The sequence below is a fragment of the Flavobacterium sp. genome, from assembly GCF_044376915.1.
Classification (GTDB): Bacteria; Bacteroidota; Bacteroidia; order Flavobacteriales; family Flavobacteriaceae; genus Flavobacterium.
Genome location: NZ_JBILKB010000047.1, coordinates 1 through 16,005, shown reverse-complemented (window position 1 = coordinate 16,005; position 16,005 = coordinate 1). Strand labels below are relative to the sequence as shown.

Below are 16,005 nucleotides of genomic sequence, written 5' to 3'. Positions count from 1 at the left end.
TTAATGGGATTGAAACGTTTTACAAAATATACGAACATGCCGAACGTAATTGCACTTCGTGAAAAAATTGCAGCTAAAATTATCAATGAAAATAAATACGCTTATTAATAGGCGATTGGTTGGTTTAGTTAATTAAAAAAGCCATTCGCAATGCGAATGGCTTTTTACTATTTTAAAATCTGAGCGGTGTGTGCCTTAGTTTTAACGTCTGATATTATTTCTTCAATACATCCTGTTTCATCAATAACAAAAGTGGTTCTATGTATGCCATCATATTCTTTTCCCATAAACTTCTTCGGCCCCCAAACTCCAAATGCTTGAATAACGGATTTGTCTTCATCTGCTAATAAAGGAAATGGTAAATCATATTTTTCAATAAATTTCAATTGGGCTTTTGCACTATCGGCACTTACGCCTAACAAGGCAAAATTTTTTGCTTGAAAACGCGCATAATTATCTCTTAAATCGCAAGCTTCAGCCGTACAACCAGGTGTACTCGCTTTTGGATAGAAAAAAACAACTAACTTTTTCCCGTTGTAGTCGGCTAAATTGTGAGAAATTCCATTTTGATCTAAGCCTGAAAAATTGGGCGATTTATCACCTATTTTTAATGTTGTCATTTTATTTTTTGTTTAGCGTTTATAGTTTAAATTTGTTTAAAGATAAGTTATAAAATTACAAAAATGACTAAAAGCGAAAAAGTAACATTTGTTATAAATACGTTAAATGAATTGTATCCAACGATTCCTATACCGCTAGACCATAAAGATCCGTATACTTTATTGATTGCCGTATTGCTTTCTGCTCAGTGTACTGATGTTCGTGTGAATCAAATTACACCTCTTCTTTTTGCTAAAGCTGATAATCCGTATGATATGATAAAAATGACTGTAGAAGAAATTAGAGATATCATTCGTCCGTGTGGTTTATCACCAATGAAATCGAAAGGAATTCATGGTTTATCTGAAATCTTAATTGAAAAATACAATGGAGAAGTACCTCAAAGTTTTGAAGCTTTAGAGGCCTTACCGGCAGTAGGCCACAAAACAGCAAGTGTAGTTATGAGTCAAGCTTTTGGTGTACCCGCATTTCCAGTAGACACACACATACATCGTTTAATGTATCGATGGGGATTTAGTAATGGTAAAAGCGTACAACAAACTGAAAAAGATGCCAAACGTATTTTCCCTGAAGCCTTTTGGAACGACCTACACTTGCAAATCATTTGGTACGGAAGAGAATACTCACCTGCCAGAAGTTGGAATCTAGAAAAAGATATTATTACTAATACGATTGGAAGAAAAAGTGTATTGCAAGCCAAATAAAATAATGAGATAGAAATAAAAAAGCCCCAATAAACATTGGAGCTTTTTTATTAATTTGCAATAATTTCAAAATTTGCTTTTCCAAGCGAATATACTCGTAATGCTTTGGAATAATTAAGTAGGAACGAAATAGTTTCTTTTTTTGGTTTCAAATTTTGTACTGCAACATTTTTCTTAGCGTAAAGTTTTGCCATCTAATAGTATTTAAAATATACTTCAATAACGACAAAAAATTGTTTTTAGTATTAATTCGTCAAAATAATTTGATTTTTCTCTATAAGTTTTCTCAAATTAATAACAGCATAGCGCATTCTTCCCAGTGCAGTATTAATACTCACACCTGTTAATTCGGCTATTTCTTTGAAACTCAAATCTTGATACATTCTCATTACGAGTACTTCCTTTTGATCCTCGGGTAATTCTTCCAACAAACGAGCCAAATCGGATTCTACTTGTTCCGTAATCATTTTACTTTCAATAGTAGGCGAATCATCACTCATATAATTAAATATGGAGTATTCTTCAGTTTCACGATACAGCGGCATTTTATTTGATTTTCGATAGAAATCGACAATTAAATTATGGGCAATTCGCATCACCCAAGGTAAAAACTTACCTTCCTCATTATACGCATTTGATTTCAACGTTTTAATGACTTTAATAAAAGTGTCTTGAAAAATATCATCTGATAAATCTCTGTCATTTACTTTTGAATAAATAAAACCGTAGATTTTTGATTGATGTCTATCGATTAATGAAGATAAAGCAGATTCATCTCCGCTTATATAATTCTTCACTAATACCGCATCTGGAAATACAAGATTAGCCATAACATTACTTTTTAAGTTACAAAATTTGGGACAGTATAAAAAAAGTAATGGTGTTAAATAGGCTATCTCATTTAAAATTAATTATGACAAATTTATCATAAAAAAGAATTAATATCCAAATTTCATATAAAAATTTAACATTTTAAATACAATAATCAAACTAATCCTGTCTAATTATTAGTTTTTCTTTATATATTAATTGCTCTGTCTGAATTATAACAAAATAAACCCCACTTGCTAATTTTGAAATATTCAAACTACTATTCGGTTGATTTATATCTAGCATTTTTTGACCCAATAGCGAATAAATTTTCACATTTTCAATAGCTGTACTTTGATCAAATAAAACGACATCACGTGCAGGATTTTGTAATATGATTGTTTTTTGATTTGAGAATTGGTCCGTATCTAAATTACAATTATTTCCAACAACATATTGATAATATGGGGTTACAGACATGCCGTTTGCATACGCAAATTTTACGCCATAATTTAAAGTAGCACCAGGCGTTTGACCCGTTAATGTATGAGTAAAAATTCGACCTGACACATTCGTCATTTGAGTCTCTGCAAATGGAGATTGTCGCCATAAATAGGCAATTAATCCTACTTTATCGGTATCTAATAATTCATAAGTAATCTTAACGCTATTTGTGCCTAATGTTTCAAAGGCGTAATTATAGCCAGTAGTAAAGGAACCTTGTTGTGCCAAGTTACTTGTCCCAGCACACCCTGTTACACCAGTTGTTGATGTACTTAAAATAATTGCATTATTCGCAGCATTATTTCCGGATAAATCACTTGCATTAATTGAAAAGGAATAATTAGTATTTGGATTCAATCCTGAAATTACAAGGGATTTTTGAATGCCCGAATTACCTGCAGTGGTAGTTGAATTAGTACCATACGTAACACCATATACAAGGGAACCTGAATTGTCGGTACCATTTAACAGCAATTCGATGGTAGAACTTGTAATAGCTCCTATTGATGCCGTAAAGTTTGTTGGTATTTGAGTATCTGCTTGAATGTTTTGATATACCCTTACATAATCAATTTCCATAGTAGCTTGATTAAAATTACTTGGTACATTACCTGCAACGCCACCCATTGCTATATTAAGCAACAAATATTGAGCGGCATTAAAGGGCCATGTCGAAGCATTTTTAACTGCTGGGTTATAAGTATAAAAGGCAACACCATCTAGTAAAAAAGTAATTTGAAACGGAGACCAATTCATTGAGTATACATGAAAACTATTACCAAGGTTATTAGCAATTGTGCCACCATGATTTATTGTGGCACCAGAAGAAGAAGGCGTATGTATTGCACTTTGAATATAACCCTGAGGTTGAGATTGTGTGATACCATGCTCCATGATATCAATTTCACCACAAGCTGGCCAAGGTGTTGTACCATGAGTTGCTGCAAAAAATCCTCCTGGTTCTGTTATATTTTTTCCTAAAAGCCAAAGTGCTGGCCAAGTACCTTGATTAGTTGGTACTTTTGCACGTATATCAACTCTTCCATAAGTATAAGCGAACTTTGAGTTTAATCGAGCAGAAGTAAATTGTTTTGTTACTCCTTGGTTATTTAAAACTTCTCTTTTTGCAACAATTTTTAATACCCCATTCTCTACAAATGAATTAGTTAAAAAGTTGGTGTAGTGTTGTAGCTCACCGTTATACCAACTACCACCAGCAGGAATTTGTGTTTGGTGATGCCATTTAGTCGCATTTAAAGCACCGTTAGTTTCAAACTCATCAGACCAAACCAAATCAGAATAGACTACATCTACTTGGCTATATGAGAAATTAATTCCCATAAAAAAAATACAAAAGAGTTGAGCTATTCTAGATATAAACATGCTTATTTATTTTAATACGATTTCGGTTTCTAACAGTTGATCGGAACTTCCACCTACAAATACTTTAAAAGTACCCGGTTCGGCTTCCCACGTTTTATTCGCCGTATAAAAAGCCAACATCTCTTGATCAATAGTAAATGTAATTACTTTGGATTCAAAAGGTTTCAATTCAACCATCTCAAATCCTTTTAATTCTTTGACAGGTCGTGTAAAACTACCTACAACATCACGAATGTATAATTGAACAACCTCTTTTCCTTCAACAGTGCTATTGTTCTTGAGTTCCACTTGAACTTGAATGGTTTCACCTTTTGAAAAACTAGCTTTTGATACTTTTAATTCAGAATATTCAAATTTGGAATAACTTAATCCATGACCAAAAGCAAATAAAGGTGTGTTCTTCTCATCAATATAATGCGACCAAAAAACACTTTCTGGTTCGTTTGCTGATGGACGGCCCGTATTTTTATAATTATAATATAGTGGTAATTGCCCTACATTTCTTGGAAAAGTCATTGGCAATTTTCCACTAGGATTGTAATCACCATATAAAACTTGAGCAATAGCATGACCGCTTTGTGTTCCCAAATGCCAAGTTTCTAAAATAGCAGGTATGTGTTCAGCTGCCCATGGAATTGCTAAAGGTCTTCCATTAGTAAGAATTAAAACAATATTTGGATTTACTTTATATACTGCTTCTAACAATTCTTGTTGTACACCAGGTAATCCTAACTCGGCTCTACTTCTCCCCTCACCTGATTGTAATCCGTGTTCGCCCAAAACCATAACTACAACATCAGCTTTTTTTGCTGTTGCAATCGCCTCAGCAAAACCCGAAGTATCAGTAGTGTTTATTTTCGTTTCCCACATGAATTGAGTTCGACCGATGGCCACGTCTGCACCTTTGGAATATGTCACTTCATTGTTGGGGTATTTATTCATTCCTTCTACAACAGATATAGCAGTATTATCATCTGCACCAATACGCCAACTTCCTAGTGGACTGGTTTTATCTGCAGCCAATGCGCCAATCAAAGCAATCTTTTGCCCTGATTTTTTCAAGGGTAACAATTGCTTATCATTTTTAAGCAAAACAATTGATTTTTTTGCCATATCTAAAACACCTTCATGAAATTCCGTTTTTCCAACGGTTTCTTTTTCAATAGCTTCGTTGCAATATTTGTACGGATTTTCAAATAATCCCAACTCAAATTTAACGCGCAAAACACGGCGAACAGCATCGTCTATAACCGAAACATCAACAACGCCTGAAACAACTAATGATTTCAAATGGTCAATATAAGCATACGATTCCATATCCATGTCTGAACCTGCATTGATAGCGATCTCTGCAGCCTGTTTACTGTCCTGAGCATATCCATGAGCAATCATTTCATTAATTGATCCCCAATCTGAAACAACAAACCCTTTGAAATTCCATGATTTTTTTAAGATATCTCTTTGTAAAAAAGAACTACCCGTAGCAGGGATGCCATTCAAATCATTAAAGGAGTTCATAAAAGTTTTTACTCCGGCGTCTACCGAAGCTTTGAATGGAGGTAATATTACATTGTGCAATACATCATCACTTACCACTACGGTATTATAATCCCGTCCTGATTCAGCAAAACCGTAACCTGCAAAATGTTTGGCACAAGCAATAATATTTTTATTAGAAAGATTTCCTTGAAAACCTTGAACTCTTGCTTTTGCAATCAAAGCACCCAAATAAGGATCTTCACCAGCACCTTCCATAACCCTACCCCAACGCGCATCTCTAGAAATATCGACCATTGGAGCAAATGTCCAATTAATTCCAACTGCAGCTGCTTCCTCAGCCGCAATTTCAGCCGATTTTTGTATAGCTTTAAGGTCCCAACTAGCGGCTTCCGCTAACGGGATGGGACTAATAGTTTTATACCCATGCACTACATCAAAGCCAAATAATAAAGGAATTCCTAAACGTGTTTGTTCAACGGCTATTTTTTGCAATGCTTTCACATCGGAAACACCTTTTACATTGAGCATAGAACCTACGAGACCCTTTTTTAGATCGTCATACTTCTTTGCTGCTTGCCCCTCTTTGGGAACTGGTCCGGTAATCTCCCAGAAGCCATTGTATTGGTTCAGTTGGCCAACTTTTTCCTCTAAAGTCATTAAACTCAAAATAGAATCTACCCGCTTACTGGTAGGATCAGTATTTGAAACATTAACACTACTTTTTGGTGTAGAACATGACAAAACAAGTAAAAGAAGTACTGAATATGCGTATATTATATTTTTATGTATCATTCCGAAATTTGCAATAATAAAAAAAGGTATTTAATCAATTATACTTTTTTGTGACTACTCATAGACTCTTATGTAGTCTACTAACATGGTTTGCGGAAAAGGAGTTTCACTATTTGGAGATCCTGGCAAGTTTCCGCCTACAGCAATATTTAAGATAATGTAAAATGATTCGTTAAAAACCCATTCTCCTGGAACATTTGCAGGAGTAATTTGATTGTATAACTTGTTATCTACGTAGAAATTAATATAATTTTTATCCCATTCTATTCCAAACACATGAAAATCAGTATCAAATCTACTATTTGGTAACGTATAGGTTTTACCAATGGAAGCCCCACCAAAATAACCAGGACCATGAACGGTACCAAAAATTTCAGTTGGCTTATTTCCTAAATATTCCATGATATCAATTTCACCACATTCTGGCCAAATAACCGTATCAGAATTTGCACCCAACATCCAAAAAGCGGGCCACAAGCCTTTTCCACGAGGTAATTTAATGCGTGCTTCGATACGACCGTATTTTTTTTCAAATTTTCCTTTTGTCAAAATTCGAGCAGAAGTATGGGATTTCCCCATGTATTGTTCACTTCTGGCAGTAATATGCAACATGCCATTTTCAACTTTGATGTTTGAGGGACGACTTGTATAATATTGCAATTCATTATTCCCCCAACCGTTAGATCCGGTTCCAATATTATAACTCCACAATTCCGAATTTGGAGCTCCATCAACATTGAATTCATCACTCATTACCAATTGAGTTTTGGTAACTACTGTTTGCTTTTCATCTGTGGAGCAACTGGTAAAAAAGGAACCCATAATTACGAAACAGAATAAACCAATATTATTTTTTAATGTGATCATTTTACTTAATTTTTAATTGTGAAAATATATATTGTCTACATATAATGTCGAGTTATCGCCACCTAAGAGTATGATTTGAGCCAATTGAGATCTACTATTAAGACCCGTTTGTTGCGCCAATGGAATTTCAAATGACATCCAACTTTGTGAAACTAAATTATTTGATACGACATAAGGTAGACTTTGTGAATCATCAACTCCAAATACACCATTGGGTCCAAAATCAGTTAATCGTAATTCCAATCGTCTTCCCGGCGAAATAGGACCTGGTATATAAACATCTAGATGAAGATGCGTCATAGAAGTTGCATTAACTGTTGGATTGCTAAATTCTATACCCACAAAATTGAAGTTTGTATAATTCAAAACATTATCTCCTGCAACTGCAAAATCATTAGATTGTGTAGTTTGCCATGGCGCCCAATACCCATTGTAGTAACTCACCGGAACATTGGTATAAGCATCTGAAAAAATTGAAATTACGTTGGCAGGATTAAGATTAGGCCTTGGTGCATGTGTAAAACTTCCTGAACAATTAATCGTTAAACTACCTGTAGCTGGCTGATTATTAAATGTTGCAGTAATTACAGTAGTACCCGCCGCTAATGGTGTAACTACTCCCGCATCATTTACAGATGCTACTGTTGGGTTTGAAGATGTAAAATTCAAAAATGCCGGACTAATAGCTACCGATTGGTTCATACCATTTGGCATATTAAAAGTTGTAATAACACCCGTAATTGGAGTTTGAACACCTACAAAAGTAGTTCTTGTTACATTAGTTCCATTCATAATGGAAGCCTGTAAAGGAAGTATCGTTCCTAATTTTTCAAACTTTAATTCATCAATCCATATCGAATATCCTCTTCCGTTTGTACCTTGCGTACCTGCAGCATATCGAAACATCCCTCTTTCATTTACTAATTTTGATGCATCAGGAATAGGAATTATATATTTGGTCCAAGCTGTACCTACACTTACATCTTTAATCGTTGTAATGTATTTATTTGGATAGAAATCTTCACCAAATCCAAATTCACCAATAGTTACCCCTTGAGAAGCTTTAGCATAAAAAGTTAAAGCATCATACTCCGTTAAGTTACGACCGGCACCATCCACTCTAAAAATTGCCCCTGCATAATTTCCTTCAGGATCATCATCATTTGGAACATCAAAGCGCATAGAAGCAGAACCTTTGTAACTGACCTGAGAATCTACAGACCAAGCCGAAGCTTTAGAACCACCATAAGGAAAATAAAAATCAGTTCCCATAGCAACAGGCGCATCGATAAAAATTTCTGCTATTTTAGGAAAAGTAGCATCTTTTGCTTCATCTGACAATTCTCTCTCACAATTAACATTGGTAAAAAATACCAATACTAATAGTAAACTTATCTTAATTTTATTAATTGTATTTTTCATTTTGATATTATTTTAATTATTTACCGATGTTGATATGAATATACGTTCTAATTTCCCATTCTGAACCATTATTGAAACCAACTGGACTTAACTCAGGGACTGGAGGATATGTATTTGCAGGAACAAATGTTGGAGAATATCTTGGAGAATATTTATCTAAAGATCTCCAAATACCCATAATTCCAATTCTAGTGTCGGGTAAAATAAACCAGTTTGGTTTACCTAAAGACGTCGAAATATCTATAGCAGATTGAACAGGAAAAGTCAAATTAAAATCTCTATGGTAGTCATAGGGTCCCCAATCATTGAATTTTAAAGAAGAAACTAATTTCACTTTATTATAGATCACTCTTAAATCACCACCCATTCTGTTGATTGTTCGTTCAGAATCGCCATTGGCTTGTCCATTACCAAAATATAAATTAGCAATTAGTCCGAAATTAGCAGTTAATTTTGATACAATACGGGTATTAGATTCCCATAAATCTTGAGCAGGAGCCGATCTTTCAAAGGCAAACTGAGTTCTGTTTTCTAAAAACCCTATAGAAGCATCCATAGTAGTAGGTAAATGACGGTACACAAAACCCGAACTGATTGCAAATTTTGCATCCTCTAATAAATCGTTGTTCCATTCATACATCCAAGTCCCCGGTGTAGGATCAAAAGTTAGCAATAACTCTCCCCCCATTGTCTCACGATTTGATCGCACAATGAATGGATCATCAAGAATATTTCTAAGTCTTCCAGGAGCATCAACTCCATTTGGCATAGCATCTACTAAAGGTTTTTGCCATAAAAAGTTAGGCGCAATTTGTAAATTGGAAGTAACATTATAGGTTAAACCCGCTAAAACATTCATTTGATTACCACTACCGCTTTCTTTAAGCCTCCATCCTGTATAAGTTTGAGTATAATCACCCCCAGCATTGGCCACTAATCCATAAATAGCCCCTTGGGTATATACATTGAATTTTCCTTTTGAAAAAGTTAATTTAGCTTTACCTCCCCAATTATCTTTACTGTTAATTTTATCTACTTTAACATTATCACCATCCATCATTTGAAATTCTCTTCCAATAAGCGGTTGACCACCCCAAATTCCTCCAAACTCAACACCTAAATTGCCTACTTTAGTCTGAAAATAAACCGAAGCTCTTCTGGTTTTTGGTTGTGGAATAAATATAGACGTTATCGCTTGAGCTGCACTCGATATATCTTCATGATATACAGCAGCTGTATTGAAAACTCCAATTTTTCGATTATATTTCAATAAATACGCCGGATTGGCTCCCCACCAAAGTTGTGGACCAAATGCCGCCTTTAATCCATTTAAACTTCCTTTACCATCTACCTCAAACCCCGAAGTTTCACCATTGTAAATGTCTAAATTTTGACCATAATTTGCTTCTGGATATAATCCAAAGAAATCACCTTCATACCCCCAATGATAATGACCAGTTCTGTAAAAACCTCTAATTTCAAAATCTTTTGTAGTCCATTTGTAGGAAGCATTATACACTTGAACACGATTAACATCATTGGTAAAAACTTCACCATCATTAGACACTAATCGTTGTGCTCTACCTCTATTCTCATAAAAAATCTCATTAATTGGATTTTCAGCAACATTACCCAAAATATTGAAATTTACATTTGCTTTCATGTTAGACGAAGGATTTCCTTCTACACCTATGAAATAAGACTGCATTGTATCAAATCCGATTTTATTGGGATATTTATTGGTTTCAGGATCATCCGCTTTTGGTGTTGTCAACAAACTACCTCCTGTATTGAAAGTTGTAAATTCAGCTCTAAGATTACTTATTTTAATTTTTTCGGTATCATTAGCAGCTAACGCTGCCTTATCACTGCGCGCACGGAGAGCAGCATCAATAATGTTTGCGGTTTCAAAATGCGATTTTAATACGAAACTATCAGTTCCTTGGTAAGGATTAAATTTATGAATTTCCTTTAAAACGTAGTAAGCAGCTCTAGGATATAATTGATAATGACCTAACTCATTTGAAGGCCCTTTAGCACAAATACCAAACCACTCTTCATTCATGTTGTTTTGACCTTCTGTGTAATCCTTCTGATAACCACCATTAGACCATGACGCATTTGAATCATGGATATCTAATCCAGAAGTTTGTCCGAATTTCCACCAACCATCACTAAATTGAAATGTAAATCCACCTATTGCAATACCTGATTTTCCGGCACCCGAAACATTCTCATAAATTTCTTTCCAATTGCTTTTCAAATAAAAAGCTTGTGCATTTTGATCCTCGCTATTTGAAAGAACGTTGAAAGCATCAGCACCAAATTCAGTAAATAAAACAGGCTTGCCATATTCTGCTTTCACGCGATCAAACAAATCACCAAATGAGGCACCACGATAAACATTGGTACCATAAATATCAACATCCTTACACTCCTCAGCTACAATGTCTAAAAATAATAAGTCACCATTACAAATCGCCATAGGGTGATTGGAATCAATAGCTTTCATTTTTAAAACAGCATCGTTAAATAATTTGTACATAGATCGAGCTCTAACTGTAGACTTACGATCCTTAACGGGTATATTTTCTGTTTCAGCACCATCCCAAAACAATCCATAATTGTTTTCATTACCTAACAGAAATAAAAGCAAACCTCTTGTATCTTTATAATCGGTAGCCATTTGGGTAACTTCTTTTAAAAGAAGCGCTTTTGTTTTTGCATCTGCATATTCTGTATTGGGTTTCCAAACTCCATCAATTGTTAAACCATAACGGCCAAAAGAATGATTCAACATGGTGTAGATACCAAAATTATCATGAATGTATTCAATCCATTTTTTAGGAATACCTGAATATACTCTAATGGTATTGACTCCCATATTCTTTAATAAACCCATTTCATTATCCAAAGCTATCTTAATAAATTCATCGGATTCATTCCAAAGACTGTAAGAATAATTGGTTCCAATTGGAAAATAATCCCAGTTCATTCCGTTAACTATAAAATCTTTACCGTTAACCTTAAGTTTCATTTGGGAATTTGAATTTTCTACAACAACACGATCTGCCTGAGCAAAACCATTAATTGCAAAAGATAAAATAAAAAATAGAATAATTTTTTTCATTAGTTTATTTAAAAATTTGGTGGATAAATATTTGATTTACATAATTTTTATAAAAATAGGCTATTTAATGTATCCCGAACCAATAATTAACCTCTACAATAATTATACAATTTAATTATCTGGGCAAATGTGTTTATACCACCATAAAATAGTGCCTTACTGTAGTTATTAAGCTAAAATTTGATCGATAATAATTGAATAATGTTAAGGTGATGTATAGTTTATAGGGTCGAAAAAAACAATCTTAAACGGCCAATAAATACTCTACTAATCCCATCTCATGAGGGAGATTCATTTTTTTACGCAAACGATAGCGTTTAATTTCTATACTTCGTACTGAAATATTAAGTAATGGTGCAATTTCTTTAGACGATAAATTCAAACGAAGATAAGCACAAAGTCGCAAGTCATTTGGGGTTAATACTGGATGACTTTCTTTTACTTTTTTCAAGAAATTATTGTCGGCGCTATCAAAAGCTTCTTTGAATACGTTCCAAGTATTTTCCTCCTTAACATTCTTGTTAATTGTAGATATAACAGATTTAATACTTCTATTGGTTGTACTGTCAGTCGAACTTTTAAGATCGCCTTTAATTATATTCAATAATTCTGTTTTCTTAATAAGATTCATAGTTGATACAGCCAACTCTTTATTTTTCTTATCCACATCTTGAATCAATTGTTCATTCTTAATCTTCATGATTTTTTGCTCATTCTCTAATTCTTTGAGCTCTAATAAAATGTTATTTTCTGCAATAATCTTTTGATGTCGCTTCTCATGATATTGCGTGTATAATTTATGAATATAATATCCTAATACGATCAATACAATAAGGTAAAATAATTTAGCTATGGTATTCGCATACCAAGGTTTTCGAATTACAAATGAAAATTTAGCAACATTATCTGTAATGGAGTTGGCCACTTTTGCTCTAACACTAAAGGTATAATCACCAGCTGGTAGATTTTCAAAAACAACCTGTGAATTAAAAGTCCATTCACTCCACTCTTCCGTTAAACCATCCAATTTATATTGGTATTCTGCATTGATATATTTATCATACTCTGGCACCGTAAAATGGAAAGCCAAATTATTTTGATCGTGAGACAATTTTATTTCTTCACTAATTGACAAATTAATTGGCTTAGAATTTACCGCAGTATTGGAAATTCGAATTATAGAAACTTTATTGGTGTTGAATTTAAAATCGTCATTTTTCAAAATGTAATACCCATCTGTTGTTCCAATCAAATAGTTATTATCTTCTAATTGCAAGATATTTTCATATCCAGGCATTGAATTGGTTAATGACGAAGGTATTGGTAAACTGTTTTTCTTTAATTCTGAGGATAACTTACCTGAGGAATAATAATAAATATAATTTTTTGTAAAAAACCATAATTTATTTGATTTATCGACTATCATTTTTCCGGTTACATATTCATCATTTTGAAATATAGCACTCAATGACTTATCCCTACCAAATTTGCCAGTTGAATTGTTAAGCTTATATACTCCTTCCTTTGTGGCATAATAAATATGATTATTGTATTTTACTAAACCTGCATTTTTCCCCTTTTTAGGATTCTTGAACTTCACAATATTTGAAGCATTCGATAGTGAAGGATCAAGTGTAAATCGGTATACTCCTTTGTATTCATGGCTTACATAAACTTGTTTTTTGTCAAACATTTCGAAATGCTTTGACGAGTAATCAAATCCCTTTATTTTGTTTTTATACACCCAATTATTTTGCTTTTTTTCTAATACTGAAATACCATTATAATTTCCTTGCAAAATAATAGATGTATTAGCTCCATAGGGCTCAAAATTCCAAGTTCCTGAAGCTCCAAAAATAAGGCTCGCATTTGCTCCATTTATAATAAAAGTTCCAGAATCGTGCCCACAGAATAGCGTATTTTGATAGGAAAACAAAGCCCAAACTTGCCCTTTAGTATTTTGAACAAATTCAAATTTTGAAGTAGAATTTATATCTTTAAAGAAAAGTCCTTGATTGGTTCCAATATACAATTTGCCATTATGAGTAACCGAAGTATAAATTGCTCCTAAAACACCTGTATTATCTAAATAACTGTTGATGGGTGATTTTAAATTTAAGCAATTGATACCGTTATCCAAACCTATCCATAAATTTTTATCTAAATCTTCAAAAAGTGACAAGGCTGTATTGTTACTCAACCCAGTGTTTTGCGTAATGTGGTGGAGTTTACGTCCTTCTTTTGAAACAATAAAAATACCATTTGAAATAGACCCTAAAGCTATGCTTTGATCCGATAACAATTGGCTACTGTAAATATTACTTTGTTGAATTTCTGTATCAATATCGGTGACAAATTTAGTAAGCAACCCATTTTTATATTGATAAATTCCTTGTTTTTGAGTTACTAAAAGCAACCCATTAGAGGTTTCAAAAATCGTAATCAATTTGTTTTGATTGATTACTTGATTGCTCAAAAACAATTTACTTTTTCCTTGATCAATTTCAAACAATCCATCTTTGGTTTGAAAATAAATACCATTAGTCGTTTTAAAAGCTTTATTAATTGTGCTTTTAGGCGTTATTATTGTAAATGATTTGGATTTGGTATTGTAGGCATAAATTTTCTCCAACGATTGAAAAAGAATCCAATTATCAAAAGGAAAAATACCCCAAAATTGTTCATCGTCCTTAATTTTTGATTTTATGGAATTACTCAAAGAAGTATAATACAATTCGCCATTTGTAGCTCGTTCCCAATAACCAAACTCCATGAAAGCACCCGTGTAAATTTTATCATTGATACATTTTACAGAGCGAATAATGGTTTCATTTGGAGACATATTTAATATCCATTTTGAACCATTAAATTCCAACAAGCCTTCATTGTTTGCAAAATACATAAACCGTTGATTGTCTTGAGAAATCATCCAGTTTTGAATGCCAGCATTATATACTTCTTTTGAGTATTTTACAATGGGTGGTAATTGTTGTGCATAACAGTTTGAATAAAAAACAACTAAACCCCAAAAAACTACAATACTTCGAAAAAAATGCATCTTTGATTAAATTAGAATTTAAAGGTACTAAAAATATTTTTAGATAAAAAAAAAGACTGCCATTTCTGGCAGTCTTTTAAAAAAGTATATTGAAATAAAATTACTCTTTAATAAACTTAGTTGAAGAAGTTACCCCATCAACTAGCGTTTTAACAACATAAATCCCTGAATTAAAACTTGCAACATCAATTCTTGCTGTATTGCTGTCGATTGTTCTATTCAATACTTCCTGACCTAAAACATTGTAAATTGATACTGCTTGAATCGTAGCAGCACACTCAATATTTAAAACATTTGAAGTAGGGTTAGGATACAATTTCACTTTTGCTACTTCAAAATTAGAAGCTCCTAGTGTTGTATTTTTATGGAAATAAACATTGTCATAATACACTATACCTAAATTCGTTGAAATGATGAATTCCGCCAAATTGTTTCTTGCAGCACTACCACCACCAGCAATCGTAAAGTCTGCTAATGGAATATCGAATGATAACCATGTTCCAGGATTTGGATCAGTAGACGGTAATTGATTTGGTAATGGCGTAGCATTTGTAATATTTCGCTCAATTGCATTCACTTCAGCATTTGAAGAGTTATGGTTTGATAATTTTAAACTAATGTTTCTCAATGCCATTGTTTGGATGGGTGTCCAAATATCGATGTGGAAATGTGTAAAAGATGTTGCATCAAAACTACCAGCTCTGAAATTAATACCTTCACAACCTCCTACTAAATCAGAACCTTGATAAGGTGGCGAAGTCGTTGCATTTCCAGCAACAATTCCACTTCCAAGACCTGTAATTCTATTCATTGCAGTCGCTGCATTTCCACCAATTAAAAATTCAGTTGTAACTCCTGGACACCATGATGTATCATAAGAGTTTAAATCGCCACTAGCAGCAAAAGTTGTTAATGGTGCATAGGCGTTACTGTAAATTGATTTTACATCTGCAACTGGTCTATTTGGAGGTGTTGGTGCAGCAACTGTTGGTGTTGGGATAACCGGTGGCGTACCTAATGGTCCTCTAATATTGTCTACATAGAAAGTTCTAGGTGTTCTTGTTACTGTTGTAAAAGCGGTAGCGCCTTGTGCCCAGTATGTATGAATTACAAAACCAGAATAAGTACCATTAGCTAAAGCAGCTTGACCGTCTAAAGCAGTATTAAATGTAAATGTAACGGTTTGCCATGTATTTCCACCTGGGTGAGAAGCA

General features: G+C 33.6%; 11 protein-coding genes. 1 reads left to right on the top strand and 10 read right to left on the bottom strand.

Annotated elements, in window-relative coordinates; genetic code table 11:
* Positions 1-167: 167 nt before the first annotated feature.
* Positions 168-620, bottom strand: coding sequence for a thioredoxin-dependent thiol peroxidase (gene bcp / locus ACIQ6Z_RS06360; protein ID WP_396210086.1), 453 nt, complete (start codon positions 618-620; stop codon positions 168-170).
* Positions 621-683: 63 nt separating this feature from the next.
* Between bcp and nth the strand changes: the two genes are divergently transcribed.
* The gene (gene nth / locus ACIQ6Z_RS06355) at positions 684-1,325 is read left to right on the top strand and encodes an endonuclease III domain-containing protein (protein WP_396210085.1); all 642 of its coding nucleotides are present in this window, start codon (positions 684-686) and stop codon (positions 1,323-1,325) included.
* A gap of 50 nt (positions 1,326-1,375) precedes the next feature.
* On the opposite strand, the gene ACIQ6Z_RS06350 is transcribed toward nth, so the two are convergent.
* The 9 genes from ACIQ6Z_RS06350 to ACIQ6Z_RS06310 all read right to left on the bottom strand — a co-directional run.
* Positions 1,376-1,519, bottom strand: coding sequence for a hypothetical protein (locus ACIQ6Z_RS06350; protein WP_396210084.1), 144 nt, complete (start codon positions 1,517-1,519; stop codon positions 1,376-1,378).
* Positions 1,520-1,570: 51 nt separating this feature from the next.
* The gene (locus ACIQ6Z_RS06345) at positions 1,571-2,155 is read right to left on the bottom strand and encodes an RNA polymerase sigma factor (RefSeq protein ID WP_396210083.1); all 585 of its coding nucleotides are present in this window, start codon (positions 2,153-2,155) and stop codon (positions 1,571-1,573) included.
* Positions 2,156-2,315: 160 nt separating this feature from the next.
* Positions 2,316-4,022: a family 16 glycosylhydrolase gene (locus ACIQ6Z_RS06340; RefSeq protein WP_396210082.1), complete on the bottom strand. Its 1,707-nt coding sequence runs from the start codon at positions 4,020-4,022 to the stop codon at positions 2,316-2,318.
* Positions 4,023-4,028: 6 nt separating this feature from the next.
* Positions 4,029-6,314 carry a beta-glucosidase BglX gene (gene bglX / locus ACIQ6Z_RS06335; protein ID WP_396210081.1) on the bottom strand — a complete coding sequence of 762 codons (2,286 nt, stop codon included), beginning with the start codon at positions 6,312-6,314 and terminating at the stop codon, positions 4,029-4,031.
* Between the two features lie 54 nt (positions 6,315-6,368).
* Positions 6,369-7,181 (bottom strand): family 16 glycosylhydrolase, encoded by an 813-nt coding sequence (locus tag ACIQ6Z_RS06330; protein WP_396210080.1) that lies wholly within the window; start codon positions 7,179-7,181, stop codon positions 6,369-6,371.
* A 12-nt stretch (positions 7,182-7,193) separates the two neighbouring features.
* Positions 7,194-8,603, bottom strand: a complete 1,410-nt coding sequence (locus tag ACIQ6Z_RS06325; RefSeq protein ID WP_396210079.1) for an Ig-like domain-containing protein — start codon at positions 8,601-8,603, stop codon at positions 7,194-7,196.
* Positions 8,604-8,619: 16 nt separating this feature from the next.
* Positions 8,620-11,733, bottom strand: coding sequence for a glycosidase (locus tag ACIQ6Z_RS06320; RefSeq protein WP_396210078.1), 3,114 nt, complete (start codon positions 11,731-11,733; stop codon positions 8,620-8,622).
* A gap of 244 nt (positions 11,734-11,977) precedes the next feature.
* Positions 11,978-14,791 carry a triple tyrosine motif-containing protein gene (locus tag ACIQ6Z_RS06315; protein WP_396210077.1) on the bottom strand — a complete coding sequence of 938 codons (2,814 nt, stop codon included), beginning with the start codon at positions 14,789-14,791 and terminating at the stop codon, positions 11,978-11,980.
* A 100-nt stretch (positions 14,792-14,891) separates the two neighbouring features.
* On the bottom strand, positions 14,892-16,005 hold a 1,114-nt coding region (locus tag ACIQ6Z_RS06310), incomplete at its 5' end, for a T9SS type A sorting domain-containing protein (protein WP_396210076.1).

Bases quoted from the DNA above. Each gene is read 5' to 3' on its own strand.
- ACIQ6Z_RS06320 (WP_396210078.1), bottom strand. From the start codon at position 11,733: ATGAAAAAAATTATTCTATTTTTTATTTTATCTTTTGCAATTAATGGT.
- ACIQ6Z_RS06315 (WP_396210077.1), bottom strand. From the start codon at position 14,791: ATGCATTTTTTTCGAAGTATTGTAGTTTTTTGGGGTTTAGTTGTTTTT.
- ACIQ6Z_RS06325 (WP_396210079.1), bottom strand. From the start codon at position 8,603: ATGAAAAATACAATTAATAAAATTAAGATAAGTTTACTATTAGTATTG.
- ACIQ6Z_RS06340 (WP_396210082.1), bottom strand. From the start codon at position 4,022: ATGTTTATATCTAGAATAGCTCAACTCTTTTGTATTTTTTTTATGGGA.
- bcp (WP_396210086.1), bottom strand. From the start codon at position 620: ATGACAACATTAAAAATAGGTGATAAATCGCCCAATTTTTCAGGCTTA.
- ACIQ6Z_RS06350 (WP_396210084.1), bottom strand. From the start codon at position 1,519: ATGGCAAAACTTTACGCTAAGAAAAATGTTGCAGTACAAAATTTGAAA.
- ACIQ6Z_RS06345 (WP_396210083.1), bottom strand. From the start codon at position 2,155: ATGGCTAATCTTGTATTTCCAGATGCGGTATTAGTGAAGAATTATATA.
- bglX (WP_396210081.1), bottom strand. From the start codon at position 6,314: ATGATACATAAAAATATAATATACGCATATTCAGTACTTCTTTTACTT.
- nth (WP_396210085.1), top strand. From the start codon at position 684: ATGACTAAAAGCGAAAAAGTAACATTTGTTATAAATACGTTAAATGAA.
- ACIQ6Z_RS06330 (WP_396210080.1), bottom strand. From the start codon at position 7,181: ATGATCACATTAAAAAATAATATTGGTTTATTCTGTTTCGTAATTATG.